This window comes from Synechococcus sp. R6-5 (genome assembly GCF_047461775.1).
In the GTDB taxonomy this organism is placed as follows: domain Bacteria; phylum Cyanobacteriota; class Cyanobacteriia; order Thermostichales; family Thermostichaceae; genus Thermostichus.
On the sequence record NZ_JANSHV010000205.1, the window covers coordinates 1 to 15,403 of the forward strand.

Below are 15,403 nucleotides of genomic sequence, written 5' to 3' on the forward strand. Positions count from 1 at the left end.
CTCAAATGAAAGATCAACACAACCTAGGGCACTAAGAACGCCTGCCCCTGAGATTATGTATCATTTTTGCTTTGAGCGATGTTTTCCGCACTACAAGTTCCCCCGTGATCTCGTAAAATCACGGGCGAGGAAGGGTGCTCAGGCTTCTGTGGATATCACCCCACCAAGTGCTGGGGGAGCAGGGATCCCTGTGCAGATTCTCAACTACTCCACCCCTGCAGTCTCCGGGGATTCCGCCTGAGTTTCCGGGTGAAAGTAGCGGTAAATCTGCCGGGCAATCTTCGGGCCAATGCCGGGCACTTGAGCCAACTGGTCTTCTGAGGCCACCTGAATGCGGGCAATCGACCGAAATTCTTCCATCAGCAGCTTTTGCCGATACTTGCCCAAGCCGGGGATCTCGTCCAGCGTAGAGGCATGTTGACGCGCTTTCCGTTGCTGGCGATGAAAGGCGAGAGCAAATCGGTGGGCCTCATCTCGCAGGCGTTGCAACAACAAGCGAGCCGGATCTTGGGCCGGCAACCGCAAGGGCACGGGATCCCCCGGCAGAAAGATCTCTTCTTCTCGTTTGGCCAAGGCAATCACCGGCAGGTGATCCAGCCCCAAATCCGCCAAGACGGCCATGACTGCCGACAACTGCCCCTTGCCCCCGTCGATGAGCACCAAATCCGGCTGATCCTCAGGGGTCATTTTGCTGAAGCGACGCCGGGCCACTTCTGCATGGCTGGCAAAATCATCGGAGTGACCGGGGCGCACCTCAGGGTTGCGAATCTTGTAGCGGCGGTAGTGCTGTTTGGCAGGCAGGCCATCGATAAACACCACCTGACTGGCCACAGCATCGGATCCCTGGATGTGGGAAATATCGTAGGCTTCTAGACGGCGGGGCACATCCGGCAAATCCAAGACTTCTGCCAAGCGCTCCAAGGCCGCGGCATCCCGATCCGCCAAGCGCTGAGTGCGGGTTAGCTCCAGTTGGGCATTCCGCTCAACCAACTCGATCAGCTCGGCTTTGCTCTGCCGTTGGGGGGCAACAAGGCTGACCTTGCGGCCTTTTTTCTGACTCAGCCAAGACTCCAGAAAATCGTGATCGGGCAATTCATACTGGGTCAAAATCTCAGAGGGAATTTCCACCGGATCGCAGTATTGATAATGCTCTTGTAAAGCCCGCTGCAAGATAAGGCCTGGGTCGTCACCGCGGTTTTCGGCCACAAACCCCAGCCGCCCCACCAACTTGCCTGCCCGCACCTGAAACAATTGAATGCAGGCTCGTGAATCATTCATGGCCAAGGCCAGAGCATCACGGCTGACGGTAGAGTTAGGCAAAGAGACCTTCTGGGATTCTCCCAATTGTTCCAAACCGCGAATTTGATCCCGATATCGTGCGGCTGCCTCGTAATTTTCCTGTTCGGCGGCCTGGATCATCTTCTCCTGCAGCTCTCGGATCAGCTCATCTGTCTGGCCTTGGAAGATCATGGCCACTTGAGTCAGCGTTTTGCGATACTCTTCTGGGCTGATCAAGCCTTGGCATACCCCGGGGCAGCGCCCAATGTCGTAGTTCAAACAGGTGCGATCTTTGTACAGAGGTTTGGGCCGTTGGCGCAAGGGAAAAATTCGTTTGACCAACCCAAGGGTATGGCGCAACAGGCCAACATCGGTGTAGGGGCCATAGTATTTGTCTTGATTCCGATCAAGGCGACGATGGCGGGTGATGTAAAGCTGGGGATAAGGCTCCGACCAGGTAATACACAAATAGGGATACTTTTTATCGTCCTTAAGGAGAACATTATAAGGGGGCTGATGGGTCTTAATCAGATTGTCTTCTAGGGCTAGGGCTTCACTTTCATTGTCGGTTACGATAAACTCGATCTCGCAAACCTGAGCTACCATGCGCTGAATGCGAGGGGACAGGTCGCCGGTGAAGCGGAAGTAAGATCGCACTCGAGAGCGCAATTTCTTGGACTTGCCTACATAGAGGATCTGATCCGTGGCATCTCGCATTAAATATACGCCGGGTTCAGCAGGAATCTCCTTGAGACGGCTCTCCAGAACGTCACGGCTGTGAATCAGAGGGACGGTCATAAAGTTCAGTTCTACCGGGTAGAGTCAGGGATCCCATGACTTCAATCTAGCAAGGATATGGCTTTTCTCGGCAACACTGACTCCAACCCATGTGGAGACACAGTCATTCTGAACAATCATTCTGAACAAGTTTGGGAAGCTCGTCCTGCTTTCAAGCTCCAACCTGCTAGCACAAATGGCAATAGCTCGTCGCATCGCAGGATCAAAGTACCTCTTTTGACGGGTAGACCTCCATGATTTGGGAAGGATAAGTTGATTTGTGATTAACATAATTTTGTCCAGAGTTCTGGTAGTTCATTTACATAAGATATAGCAGCAATGGAAAGTCGCTTAAGTTTATTAACTAGGGATATATTGACTTCTGAGACAATCTTTTGAGTAGATTCAGGTATAAATTGCCTGTGACAATCCTGGCATCGATAATGCTGCTTTCCATTATGGATCTTGTCGTATCTAAGTTAAAAGAATGACGGCTTGGGCAAGTCAGCATGAGCTTACTCAGAAACACGAAAAATCTAGGGTAATAGTATCATTGCTCCCAGAGCACCACCAGTATAGTCAATAGGGCAAGGGCTCCGTCCCGCTGGCGCGACCCGAATCTCTGAGCTCTATCCTTACAATTGAGCTCCTGGGTCCTGGCCTATGTCTTGCTGCAGGGCGGCCAAGTCTATCTTTGGCTTCTGGGTCTTGACTTTTGTCGGCCTGAGGTCTTCTAGGTTCAGCCAGCGATAGACCGTTGCACGCCTGACTTTGTACATCTGTTGTACATCTGTGGGGTTGCCCTCTTCCTGGACATACCCTACGGCTGTCTCCCTACCGCAGTTCTCCACAGGGCCAGTTGCCAGCGAGCGGAGCCGGTGTGAGCTGGCGCATTCGCCCTAGCTTTCTCAGATCGTCCGCAGTCCGTCGGGGAAAGCTGCAGAAGAAACTCGAAAAATCTGTTCATGGCGAGCTTTTTTGTCTTTACTTCGCTGATCCGATTGCCCCAACGGTTGCCCTGTTGGCAAGAGCCAGCCGTGACTTGAGACTGCCCCCCTTTTCCTGTCGGATTGGAGTGCGATATGCTGGTTTTCCACCTCTGAAAGCGTGATTTATTCCAAACTGTTTTTACTCCTATGAATCCCCATCCCTCTCAGGTCTCGGCCCCTATCCTGCAGGAAAACTGGCACTTTCAAGAGCGGGATGCTTGCGGGGTCGGCTTTTTGGTGAATCAGCAGGGGAGAGCCAGCCACGACCTCTTGCAGAAAACCCTTCAGGCCCTCACCTGTATGGAACATCGGGGTGGCTGTGGCGGCGACGGCCAGAGCGGCGATGGGGCGGGCATTGCAACGGCAATCCCCTGGTCGCTGTTGCAGGCAGAGAGGGAAGAAATTCGAGCTTGGGATCCCACTCACAGCGCGGTGGGGATGGTCTTTTTGCCTCAGGATCCTGCTGAGTGTCAGGCGGTGCAGCAGGTGATCGATGAGTACTTGACCACCACCGACTGGCAGCGGGTGGTTTGGCGGCAGGTACCGGTCAATCCCAATTGCCTGGGGCCGATGGCGCGGCAGACCATGCCCTCCATTTGGCAGATGCTCCTCACCCATCCCACGCTGGAAGGAGACGAGCTAGAGCAGCAGCTCTATCTGTTGCGGCGGCGCATTCGGCGGCGGATAGAGGCTCGGTTTGGCTTTTATGCTCTGTATTTTGCCTCTTTGTCCTGCCGGGTTGTCGTTTACAAAGGCATGGTGCAATCGTCGGTTCTGGGCCAGTTTTATCGAGATCTGCAAAACCCCCTCTACAGCACCGCCTACGCCACCTACCACCGCCGCTTCAGCACCAATACCCTGCCGCGTTGGTCGCTGGCTCAGCCTTTCCGCTACCTCTGCCACAACGGCGAGATCAACACCTACCTGGGCAATGTCAACTGGATGGCCGCCCGCGAACAAACCCTTTCCCATCCCCGCTGGGGTACAGCGGTCGAGGATCTGAAGCCGATTATTGACCCGGGCACCAGCGACTCAGCAGGTCTGGACGCTGTGTTTGAGCTGTTGATTCAGTCGGGCTACTCCACTCAGCAGGCGATGATGGTGCTGATCCCGGAAGCCTATCGCAACCAGCCAGAACTGCAGAATCACCCGGAAGTGGTGGATTTCTACGAGTTCTTCGGCGGCCTGCAGGAGCCTTGGGATGGCCCGGCGATGGTGGTTTTCTGCGACGGCAAAACCATCGGGGCCACGTTGGATCGCAATGGCCTGCGCCCAGCCCGCTACGCTCGCAGCCGCGATGGTCTGCTGGTGGTGGCCTCGGAAGCTGGCGTGGTTCCTCTGCCGGAGACCGACATTTTGGAAAAAGGGCGGCTAGGCCCAGGGCAGATGCTGACGGTGGATCTGCAGAGCGGGCAAATCTGCAAAAACTGGGAGATCAAAACCCAGGTGGCAGCCCAGCACCCCTACGGCGAATGGCTCAAAGCCCATCGCGTTCAGCTCAGCACCCAAGGCTTTGAAAATACCCCTCACCTCTCGGAAGAACAACTGTTACAAGCCCAAACCGCCTTCGGGTACTCCTCAGAAGATGTGGAGATGATCATCGAGGAGATGGCGGCTACGGGCAAGGAGCCCACCTTCAGCATGGGGGATGATGCGCCGCTGGCTGTGCTGTCCACCCAGCCTCATCCCCTCTACGACTATTTCAAGCAGCGCTTTGCCCAGGTCACCAACCCTGCCATCGATCCCCTGCGGGAGAGCCTGGTGATGTCTTTGGATGTGTATCTGGGATCCAAGGGCAACCTGCTGGAGATCCGCCCTGAGCATGCCCGCCTGTTGCAGTTGCGCAGCCCGGTGCTCAACGAAGCGGAGCTGGCCGCTCTGCAGCATACCCCTTTTCCCTGCCACACGCTCCCGATTCTCTATCCGGTGGCTGCCGGCCCAGAAGGACTGGAGGTCCAGGTACGGGCCCTCTGCCAGCAGGCGGCTCAGGCAGTGCGGGGGGGAGCTGAGATTTTAATCCTCTCGGATCGCGGCCTTGATGCTGAGCAGGCTCTGATCCCACCTCTGTTGGCGGTGGGCGCCATCCACCATCACCTCATCCAGGAGGGGCTGCGCCTACGCGCTTCCCTGGTGGTGGAGACTGCCCAATGCTGGAGCACCCACCACTTTGCCTGCTTGATCGGCTACGGGGCCAGCGCCGTTTGTCCTTATCTGGCCTATGAAGCTGTGCGGCAGTGGTGGCACAAGCCCAAGACGCAAACCCAGATGGCTGCCGGCAAGTTGCCCCAGCTTTCCCTGGCCGAGGTGCAACTGAAGTACCGCGCCGCCATTGAGGCAGGGCTGCTCAAGATTCTTTCCAAAATGGGCATTTCTCTGCTCTCCAGCTACCACGGGGCGCAGATTTTCGAGGCCATTGGCCTGAGCCAAGAGGTGATCGATCTGGCCTTCCGCGGCACGGTGTCGCGGGTGGGAGGCATGACGCTGGCGGATCTGGCCCGCGAGGGCATGGTGAATCACCAGCGGGCCTTTCCCGAACTCACCTCGAAAAAGCTGGAGAACTTTGGCTTTATCCAGGCGCGGCCCAAAGGCGAATACCACATCAACAGTCCAGAAATGGCCAAACTGCTGCACAAGGCCATCGAATCGGGTCAGCCTGCCCACTATGAGATCTACAGGGCGCACCTGCGCAGCCGCACCCCCACCGCGTTGCGAGACCTGCTGGATTTCCGCAGCGACCGGGATCCCATTCCCTTGGAGGAAGTGGAACCGGTGTCGGAGATTTTCAAACGCTTTGCCACAGGTGGGATGTCCTTGGGGGCCCTCAGCCGCGAGGCCCACGAGACCCTGGCCATTGCCATGAACCGCATCGGCGGCAAGTCCAACTCCGGTGAAGGCGGGGAAGATCCGGAACGATACCTCCCCATCACCGATGTAGGCCCAGATGGCACCTCGGCCCGCTTTCCCCACCTGAAGGGGCTGCGCATGGGGGACAACGCCAGCTCGGCGGTGAAGCAGGTGGCCTCGGGCCGCTTTGGCGTGACACCGGAGTATTTGCTCAACGCGCGGCAAATTGAGATCAAAATTGCCCAGGGGGCCAAGCCGGGCGAGGGCGGGCAACTGCCGGGCAAAAAGGTCAGCCCCTACATCGCCAAGCTGCGCCGCTCCAAGCCGGGGGTGACCTTGATCTCGCCGCCGCCCCACCACGACATCTACTCCATCGAGGATCTGGCGCAGTTGATCTTCGACTTGCACCAGGTGAACCCCCAGGCACAGGTGTCGGTGAAGCTGGTGGCGGAGGTGGGCATCGGCACGGTGGCGGCAGGAGTAGCCAAGGCCAACGCCGACATCATCCAAATCTCCGGCCATGAAGGGGGCACAGGGGCTTCCCCCTTGAGCTCCATCAAACATGCCGGGGCACCTTGGGAGTTGGGCCTGGTGGAGGTGCATCATACCCTGCTGGAAAACGGCCTACGGCAGCGCTCCATCCTGCGGGTGGATGGCGGCATTCGCACGGGTTGGGAAGTGGTGATGGCGGCCATGCTGGGGGCAGAAGAGTTTGGCTTTGGCACGGTGGCCATGATTGCGGAGGGGTGCATCATGGCGCGGGTGTGCCACACCAACAACTGCCCTGTGGGAGTGACCAGCCAGAAGGAGGAGTTGCGCAAGCGCTTCCCCGGCACGCCAGATCACGTGGTGACCTTCTTCACCTTTGTGGCGGAGGAGGTGCGCCAAGTCTTAGCGCAACTGGGCTACCGCTCTCTGAAGGAGGTGATCGGGCGGGTGGATCTGCTCTGTCCGCGCGCCGATGCGGTTCTGCAGAAGACCCAATCCTTGAACTTGGAGTGTCTGCTGCGAACTCCCCCCGGTTTTGATCCCAACACCCTGCCCGACTGGTTGGAGCATGAGCCGGTGCATTCCAACGGCCCGGTGCTGGATGAGCAGATCCTGGCTCAGCCGGAGGTGCAGAAGGCGGTGGAGACCTGCGGCACGGCCACGGTGGAGATCCCTATCGCCAACACCGACCGCTGTGTGGGCGGGCGCATTGCCGGAACCTTGGCCCGCTTGTACGGAGATACCGGCTTCGCCCAACAGGGGGGGCAGTTGGATCTGCGCTTTGTCGGCAGCGCCGGCCAGAGCTTTGGCGCTTTTACGCTGGCGGGGATGCGCCTGACCCTGACAGGAGAAGCGAATGACTACGTGGGCAAGAGCATGTGTGGCGGCGAGATCGTCATCCTGGCTCCCCCTGAGGCGCCCCGCGATCCGGCGGAAAATGTAATCCTGGGCAACACCTGTTTGTACGGGGCCACCGGGGGTTACCTATTCGCCAACGGCCAGGCAGGGGAACGCTTTGCGGTGCGCAACTCGGGAGCGCAGGCGGTGATCGAGGGATCCGGCGACCACTGCTGCGAGTACATGACCGGTGGGGTGGTGGTGGTGCTGGGGCGGGTGGGCCGCAACCTGGGAGCGGGGATGACCGGCGGCCTGGCCTATGTGCTGGATGAGGAGGGCAACTTCCCCGCCAAGGTCAACGGGGAGATCGTGCGCATTCAGCGGGTGCAGACAGCAGCAGCAGAGGCACAACTGAAGAGCCTGATCCAAGAGCACTATCGCCGCACCCATTCCCCCAAAGCGGAGCGCATTCTGCAAAATTGGGAATCCTATTTGCCTCTGTTTTGGCAGGTGATCCCGCCTTCGGAGGAGGGCAGGGAGCTGACGGATCCCTTGCGATCCCAGCCGCTGGCAGTGGAGTCTTAAGGATCTCTCAGAGCCTGCCGGTAACACTTCTTATCCCCACGACGGCCAGAGAGGCTGGTAAACTGCGAGAGTATACCTGGCCTTTTCATCCGCTTTAAATCACTATGAGTCCCAGTTTGCAAGCTGCTCAAACTCAAGCGCGAGTGCCCACCGAGACCATCCTGACGCCGCGCTTCTACACCACCGATTTCGAGGCCATCGGCAAAATGGGCTTAGGGGATCGAGAGGCCGATTTCCGGGCCATCCTGCAGGAGTTTCGCGCCGACTACAACCGCCATCACTTCGTCCGGGGTGAGGAGTTCAACCAAGACTGGGAAAGCCGCCTGGATCCGCAGGCGCGCCGGTTGTTTGTGGAGTTCTTGGAGCGCTCCTGTACAGCCGAGTTCTCCGGTTTTCTCCTCTACAAGGAGCTGTCGCGCAAGCTAAAAGAGACCAACCCCGTTTTGGCCGAGTGCTTTGCCCTGATGAGCCGCGATGAGGCCCGCCATGCCGGCTTCCTGAACCGCGCCATGGGCGACTTCAACATGGCCTTCGACCTGAGCTTTCTCACTAAGCACAAGTCTTACACCTATTTCGCGCCGCGTTTCATCTTCTATGCCACCTATCTCTCGGAGAAGATCGGCTACTGGCGCTACATCCTCATCTACCGCCACCTGGAGGCCCATCCCGAAGACCGCATCTACCCCATCTTCAACTTCTTCAAGAACTGGTGCCAGGACGAGAACCGCCACGGCGATTTCTTTGCGCTCATGCTCCTAAGCCAGCCGCGGCTGCTCAAGGGATGGGTGGCCAAGCTGTGGTGCCGCTTCTTCTTGCTGTCGGTGTTCGCCACCATGTACCTCAATGATGTGGGAGAGCGCCCCGATTTCTACCGCCTCATCGGGCTGGATCCCCATACTTATGACATGGAGGTAATCTACAAGACCAACCGCGAGGCGGCCAAGGTGTTCCCGGTGGTGTTGGATGTGGAAAACCTTGAGTTTGTGCGGCGGCTGCAAAAGTGCGTGGCCAACAACGCTAAGCTGAGGGAGATTGCCCGGGGATCCGGCCCCTTCAAGGGTTTGCGCAAGCTGCCCCTCTACTTGGATAACTTCTATCAGTTTTTGCGGCTGTTCCTCCTGAAACCTCGGAAAGCTGGCTTCTACCTGTGGGAGCAGCCGGAGCCCCGTTTTGAAGGAACGGCTGTTTCTGCTTGAGCCGTCTTGCCCTCAGCTTGGTACCCGTACAGCCTCATAGGTCAGCCATGAACATTGCCGCTGAGATTACGCCGCTCTTTTTGCTGGGAACGCTGGCCTTTTTGGGTTGGGGCTTCTGGAGAGCCCGTCGGCGGGGATCCTTAGCCGTTTGGGTGTGGTTACAGGGATCCCTGCTCTTGTTGCCGTGGGTGGTTTTCCTGGGGCTGCTGCTGCTGGGGATCTACCTCAATTTTGCAGGCTTCCTGGTGTTGCTGTTGGTCTTTACAGGGCTTTACATTGCTGTGGGGCGCAAGACCCGCCAGTTGGCCCAGCAGGAGCTGCAGGCCCGTCGCGAGCAGTTGGCTCGTCTGGAAGAGCAGGGGGAAGCCCCTTCGGCAGGGGAGGCGCCTTTGGAAGCGCCTGCGGTTCTGCAGCGGATCTCGGCTGAGGATCTGCAGGCCATTCAGTCTATTTTCGGCCTCGATACCTTTTTCGTCACCGAGACCGTCCCCTATGGGGAAGGGGCGATTTTTAAGGGCAACCTGCGCCAGGAGGCGGAGGTGGTGGTACCCCTGCTGGTGGAGAAGCTCAAAGAGCAGGTGGGCAGTCGCTACCAGCTCTTTTTGGTGGAGGATCCGGCGGAAAAGCCGGCGGTGGTGGTCTTGCCGGATCCCATCGTCAATTACCGCGCTTCCGTGGGGGCGCAGATCCTGGCGGGGGCGTTGCTGGTCTTCAGCTTCGTCGCCACGTTGGAGGTGGGGGCCAATCTCTTGGGCTTCCGGCTGTTGGATGCGCCGGGGCGCTGGGTGGAAGCCCTGCCGGTGGCAGCCGGGATCTTCGCCATCTTGCTGGTGCACGAGACCGGACACCGCTGGATGGCGGGCAAGTACGGCGTGCGCCTCAGCCCTGCCTTTGTTATCCCCAGCTTGGGGATCGGCACGCTGGGATCCCTGAACCGCATCCAATCGCCGGTGCCCAGCCGCAAGGCCCTCTTCGACATTGCCTTTGCCGGCCCGGCAGCGAGCGGGATCCTGTCGCTGCTGGTGCTCTTGGCTGGCCTGAAGCTCTCCGGCTCCGAGGGTCTGTATGTGCCCACGGAGATCTTCCGCAGCTCCATCCTGGTAGGCACCCTAGCGCGGCTGGTGCTGGGATCCCAGTTGCAGGCGGAGCTGGTTCCCATTCATCCTTTTGTTGCCGTGGGCTGGATTGGCCTGGCAATCACCGCCTTGAGCCTGCTGCCGGCAGGGCAGCTGGACGGGGGTCGCATTGTGCAGGCGGTGTACGGGCGGAAGACGGCGGCCCGCGCCACCTTCATCACCCTGATTGCCTTGGCGGTGGCGGCCATCAGCAACGTCTTGGCCCTCTACTGGGCGCTGCTGATCCTGTTCATCGCCCGCGAGCCAGAGCGTCCACCGCAGGATGAGATTACTGAAACCGACGGTCAGCGGGATGCTTTGGCATTGCTGGCCCTCTTTTTGATGGTCATGACCCTGTTGCCGATTGCTCCGGCCTTGGCGGGCTTTCTCAATTTCCCCAACGGCTGATGGGGTAGAGGCCCAGGATCCGCCGGCGAGAGGAGCTCACTGTGTCTGGACCGGGGAAAGGCTTTGGCCTAGGCAGAGCTGGAAAGGACAGAGGAGAGCACCTGCAGCGTCTGTTGGCCCAAGCCGTTCGCCATCACCAGGCAGGGCAATGGCCACAGGCTGTCTCACTTTACCAGCAGGTGCTGCAAGCCCAGCCCACCCACCCCGAGGCACTGCATCTCTTGGGGGTCTGTCGGCAGCAACAGGGATCCCTGGACGACGCGATTGCCCTGATCCGGCAGGCCCTTGCCCACCAGCCCTGGTTTCCCGACGCCCACTTTAATTTGGGAATTGTTCTCAAGCAGGCGGGGCAGCTGGCGGAGGCGAAAACTCACCTGCAACTGGCCCTAGAGCAGGGGGGGCCGGACGCGGAAGTTTTGTACCAGCTGGGGCTGGTGCTGCGGCAGCAGGGGGATTTGGAGGCGGCCCTTGTCCCCTTGGGACAGGCCCTGGAGCTGCAGCCGGACTTTGCCGATGCCGCCTACACCCTGGCCATCCTGCTGCGGGATTGTGGCCGGGAGGAGGAAGCGGCGGAGCTGTTCTACCAACTCTGGCAAGCGGATCCCGCCGACTTGGCCGCGGCCCTGGGCTGGTGTGTTAGCCAGTTGCCCTTGCTGTACGCCTCGGCAGACCAAGTTTCCGTGGCTCGGGAGCGCTACCGCCAAGCCCTACAACAGGTGAAGGGCCGCTGGGAACACCTGCCGCGGGATCCCGAAACCCTGGAGCGAGCAGCTGCCGGGATCGGCTCCGTCCAACCCTTCTTTTTGCCCTACCAAGGCCAGAACGACCGCGACCTGCAGCAGCTCTACGGATCCTTGGTGAGGGACGTGATGGCGGCCCGCTATCCCCAGCCCTCCGTCCTCTGGCAGCGACATCCTGGCCGAGTGCGGGTGGGCATTGTCTCCGGCCTGTTTCGGGATCACTCCGTTTGGAAGATCCTGACTCGCGGCTGGGTAGAAGCCCTGGATCGTGCTCAAGTGGCCCTCTACGGCTTCCACACCTCGGTCATCCAAGATGAGGTCACGTGCTCCCTGCCCCCTCGTTTTGAGCACTTTGTGGCCGGATCCCGCAGCATAGAAGAATGGCAAGCGGCTATTCGAGAGGCACAGCTGGATGTGCTCCTCTACCCGGAAGTGGGCATTGACCCGGTCTGTGCCCAACTGGCCGCCCTCCGCTTGGCGCCGGTACAGGCGATGGCCTGGGGCCACCCGCAAACTTCTGGCCTGCCGACAATAGACGTTTTCCTCAGCAGCGAGCTGATGGAGCCGCCGGACGGGGCCGGCCATTACACCGAGCAGCTCCTGCCCCTGCCTGGCATCGGCACCTACTATATTCCCCTAGAAGTTGACCCCGCCCCTGTGGACTGGCAAGCTTGGGGGGTGGATCCCGACAGGGTGCTTTACCTCTGCGCCCAATCCCTATTCAAGTACTTACCTCAGTACGACGAGGTGTTCCCTCGCATCGCCCGGAAAGTGGGGAAGTGTCAATTTCTATTTTTGCGAGGCCGCTTCTCCCAAGGGATCCGCGAGCGCTTTTGGCAACGGATGCGGCGGGCCTTTCAAGCCTATGACCTGGCCGCTGAAGAGTATGTGGTGCTCTTACCAGAACTCTCCCCCGCAGAATATGCGGCCTACAATGCCCTGGGGGATATTTACCTGGATAGCCTCGGCTGGTCAGGGGGCAACACCACCCTGGAAGCCCTGCCCCACGGGCTGCCCATCGTCACCCTGCCGGGATCCCTGATGCGGGGCCGCCACACCTACGCCATCCTGCAGCAGATGGGGATTCTCGATACCATCGCTCATAACCTCGATGAATACGTCCAGATTGCCAGTCGGTTGGGCTTGGATCCAGAGTGGCGAGAGCAAATGGGCCAGCAGGTGAAAGCACGTCAAGATCGCGTCTACCGGGATCCCGCGCCGATCCGCGCTCTGGAAGAGTGGTTGCGAAGCCTGAAGACCTGAGGGGGCAGTTTGGGTGAAAGGATAAACGGGCGAGTGTTGTCCTCTTGAAGGGATCCCGGACAGATGGCAGGATAGGCGGGGTTGTCTTGCCGGGCTTTGCCCATGTCTTCTGAGTCTGCTCCCGGTCAGTTCCCCAGGCCGGAAAACGCCCCCGACAACTTGCCCTCCCTTTCAACGCGCCTGAAAGAGATTGCCGTGGTATTCCTGCGGCTGGGATCCCTGGGTTTCGGCGGCCCCCAAGCCCACATCGCCATGCAACACGATGAGGCGGTGATCCGGCGGGGCTGGATGAGCCAGGAACAATTTACCGAAGGGGTGGGCCTATGTGAAATGTTGCCAGGGCCAGCTTCTACCCAGATGGGGATCTATGTCGGCTATGTGCGGGCAGGCTGGTTGGGGGCGGTGCTGGCGGGGATTTGCTTCATTGCCCCTGCTTTTGTGATCGAGGTGATTTTTTCTTGGCTTTACTTTCGCTTTCAGGGGGTGCCGCAGCTAGAGGGGATGTTTTTTGGGGTGGCCCCGGTGGTGATCGCCATTATCCTGGCCTTTTGCTGGAAACTGGGCCGTAAAGCTGTGAAGGATTGGAGCCGGGGGCTGATCGCGGTGGCGGCCTTTGCCCTGCTGCTGATTGGGGGGGTGAATATCCTGTTGCTGTTCGGGCTGGCGGCTCTGGTGGGGCTGCTGCTGTATGGGCCCAAAAAAGGCCCACTATCGGGGATCCCGATTTTACTCCCTTGGCCAGTATTGACGTTGGCCCAGACGGTAGTGGCCACGGTTCCACCGGAAACCCTTATCCTGAGCAGCTTTTGGGGTCTGGAGCGGATTGGTGCCTATTTCTGGCCTTTGACCTTGTTTTTCCTGAAAGTAGGCGGCGCCATCTTCGGGGGAGGGCTGGTGATCATCCCCTTCATCGCCGACGAGGTGGTGGATCAGTTGGGCTGGTTGACGCCGACAGAGTTCTTGGATGGGGTGGCCATTGGGCAATTTACTCCTGGCCCGGTGGTGCTGACGGCAGCCTTTATCGGCTACAAGGTGGCAGGGGTGCTGGGGGCCCTGACGGCAACAGTGGCCATCTTTGCCCCTTCTTTTGCCTTTATTTTGCTGGCAGCTCCGGTTCTGTTGCGCATACGGCACAATGCTTGGGTGAAGGGATCCCTGCAGGCAATTACCCCAACGGCCCTGGGGGCTGTTGCTGCGGCTACAGTGCCCTTGGCCCAAAATGCGCTGCTACAACAAACAACTCCCGCTTCGCTGGTGGCTTTGGGGATCGGGGTAGCGGCCTTCATTGCCTTGATGCGCTTTCGCCAGCCCACTTGGCTGTTGGTGTTGATGGGAGGGGGGGCGGGTTTGCTGGCCCGAGGTCTGCTGGCCTAAAGGTTTTGCTCCCTGGCCCTGCTTTCTCCTTGGGGGTGAGGGAATGACCCTGATTCAGCCTGATGGCCACGGCACTAACTGGCTTGGGCCAGCCCTTCCTCAGAGGGATCCCTGCCTTCCAGGCGACAAAACAGTTGCCGCATGAGCAGCTCCCGTTGGCCAAGAGACAGGTGAGGGGCAAGGGTGCCGGGAAAGTGGGGCATGGCGAGGGTGACACGATCCAACAGGTCGGCGCGGCGATGTCTCTGTTGAATAGCCCAAGCCCGTTCCAGAAGGTTTTGGGCTGCTTCTGGCGCTAATCCCGCTTGCTCCGATAACCACGCTGCCAGTTGTTCCAAATCGGGGTCGAAGCGCAGCCGGTACATGTAGATCAACATGCCGATCCCGATCACCAAGCCCAAGCCACTGGCTACATAGGCGGCTTTGATGGAAGTTCCCGGCAGATAGGCCACCGCCGACACGCGCAAGATTTCGTAGGGGATGCGGATCAGGCTATAGCCGACAACATAGGTCCAAACCCAAGTGCCATCTTTGAGTTTGGGAAAGCGCCAGAACATTCCCATCAAGAGGGCAAATAGAAGCAGGTTGAGGACGCTTTCGTAAAAAAAGATGGGGTGAAAAAACTCAAATTGGCTGTATTCCGGCTCGCGGGCTTGGGGAGGAATGTACACCCGCAGCGGCCAAGGGCTGTCGGGAGGAATAGGGGCACCGTAGGCCTCAGAGTTGAAAAAGTTGCCCCAGCGCCCGATGGCTTGGCCCAAAATCAACCCCGGCGTGAGCACATCGGCGTACTTCCAGCCGTTGATCCCGGTGGTGCGGCAATAGAGGTAAAGGGCAAGCGCGCCGGCCAACACCCCACCGTGGATGATGAGACCCCCCTGCCAAATGGCAAAGGCCGAGAGGGGGTTGTCTTGGAACTCTGACCAGTGGGTGAGGACGTAGTAGAGGCGGGCGCCCAGAAACCCAGATATTACCAACCACAGGGCCAGTAGCTCCACTCGTTCACTGGCTTTGCCAGGCTCTTTCTCTAGATGACGAGATTCTGCCAACGCTTTGGTCAAGATCAAGCCGACCAACACGGCCACTGCCATCAATAGGCCATACCAGCGTAGGCCCAGCCCTCCCACCAGCGGGGTGCCGGGGGGAAAGCGGAAGACAAATTCTCCAGGTGAGCTGAAGGTAAGGCCCAACAGCCCTGCACTCCATAGGTTCATCGACAACACGCTCTGCACCCCAAAATTGCTCAACTCAGTTCCACCAGTCGGCTTTATCAACCTCACCCGCTTGGGTTAGCGGGACGGAGTCCCTTCCGGGCTCTTCTCCCCTATCCCCGGCAGCCATTCACAGGCTCCAACAGGGATCCATTCTCCCCGATCCTGAAGCAGCGCCAGTCCTCGTTCCCGGTTGACCCGATCCTACAGGCCCGTCACGGACAAGATTCCACCCTAGAGCCCATACCTTTACCAAAAAGCTAGGTCCAAAGCCCCGCCCTTCCAGGACGGCTTTTG

The 15,403-nt window shown here is 59.2% G+C and carries 8 protein-coding genes; 5 read left to right on the top strand and 3 right to left on the bottom strand.

What is annotated here, in order from left to right; translation table 11 throughout:
* Positions 1-204: 204 nt before the first annotated feature.
* Both uvrC and NW818_RS10785 read right to left on the bottom strand, forming a co-directional pair.
* Positions 205-2,076 carry an excinuclease ABC subunit UvrC gene (gene uvrC, locus NW818_RS10780; protein WP_414424553.1) on the bottom strand — a complete coding sequence of 624 codons (1,872 nt, stop codon included), beginning with the start codon at positions 2,074-2,076 and terminating at the stop codon, positions 205-207.
* A gap of 614 nt (positions 2,077-2,690) precedes the next feature.
* On the bottom strand, positions 2,691-2,906 hold the full coding sequence (locus NW818_RS10785) for an IS630 transposase-related protein (protein ID WP_414329292.1): 216 nt from the start codon (positions 2,904-2,906) through the stop codon (positions 2,691-2,693).
* 285 nt (positions 2,907-3,191) lie between these two features.
* Between NW818_RS10785 and NW818_RS10790 the strand changes: the two genes are divergently transcribed.
* From NW818_RS10790 to chrA, 5 genes are all read left to right on the top strand, one after another.
* Positions 3,192-7,799 (top strand): glutamate synthase-related protein, encoded by a 4,608-nt coding sequence (locus NW818_RS10790; RefSeq protein WP_414424554.1) that lies wholly within the window; start codon positions 3,192-3,194, stop codon positions 7,797-7,799.
* Between the two features lie 104 nt (positions 7,800-7,903).
* Positions 7,904-8,995 (top strand): magnesium-protoporphyrin IX monomethyl ester (oxidative) cyclase, encoded by a 1,092-nt coding sequence (gene acsF / locus NW818_RS10795; RefSeq protein ID WP_414424555.1) that lies wholly within the window; start codon positions 7,904-7,906, stop codon positions 8,993-8,995.
* A 47-nt stretch (positions 8,996-9,042) separates the two neighbouring features.
* Entirely contained in the window at positions 9,043-10,518 is a 1,476-nt protein-coding gene (locus tag NW818_RS10800; protein WP_011432882.1) for a site-2 protease family protein, read from the top strand.
* A 41-nt stretch (positions 10,519-10,559) separates the two neighbouring features.
* Positions 10,560-12,521 carry a tetratricopeptide repeat protein gene (locus NW818_RS10805; protein ID WP_414424556.1) on the top strand — a complete coding sequence of 654 codons (1,962 nt, stop codon included), beginning with the start codon at positions 10,560-10,562 and terminating at the stop codon, positions 12,519-12,521.
* A 102-nt stretch (positions 12,522-12,623) separates the two neighbouring features.
* Positions 12,624-13,895 (top strand): chromate efflux transporter, encoded by a 1,272-nt coding sequence (chrA, locus tag NW818_RS10810; RefSeq protein ID WP_414373773.1) that lies wholly within the window; start codon positions 12,624-12,626, stop codon positions 13,893-13,895.
* 74 nt (positions 13,896-13,969) lie between these two features.
* Here the strand turns inward: chrA and lgt are convergent, their stop codons facing one another.
* Positions 13,970-15,109: a prolipoprotein diacylglyceryl transferase gene (gene lgt / locus NW818_RS10815; RefSeq protein WP_414350359.1), complete on the bottom strand. Its 1,140-nt coding sequence runs from the start codon at positions 15,107-15,109 to the stop codon at positions 13,970-13,972.
* Between the last annotated feature and the right edge of the window lie 294 nt (positions 15,110-15,403).

Coding starts and splice junctions, on each gene's coding strand:
- acsF (WP_414424555.1), top strand. CDS start 7,904: ATGAGTCCCAGTTTGCAAGCTGCTCAAACTCAAGCGCGAGTGCCCACC.
- lgt (WP_414350359.1), bottom strand. CDS start 15,109: ATGAACCTATGGAGTGCAGGGCTGTTGGGCCTTACCTTCAGCTCACCT.
- NW818_RS10790 (WP_414424554.1), top strand. CDS start 3,192: ATGAATCCCCATCCCTCTCAGGTCTCGGCCCCTATCCTGCAGGAAAAC.
- chrA (WP_414373773.1), top strand. CDS start 12,624: ATGTCTTCTGAGTCTGCTCCCGGTCAGTTCCCCAGGCCGGAAAACGCC.
- NW818_RS10800 (WP_011432882.1), top strand. CDS start 9,043: ATGAACATTGCCGCTGAGATTACGCCGCTCTTTTTGCTGGGAACGCTG.
- uvrC (WP_414424553.1), bottom strand. CDS start 2,076: ATGACCGTCCCTCTGATTCACAGCCGTGACGTTCTGGAGAGCCGTCTC.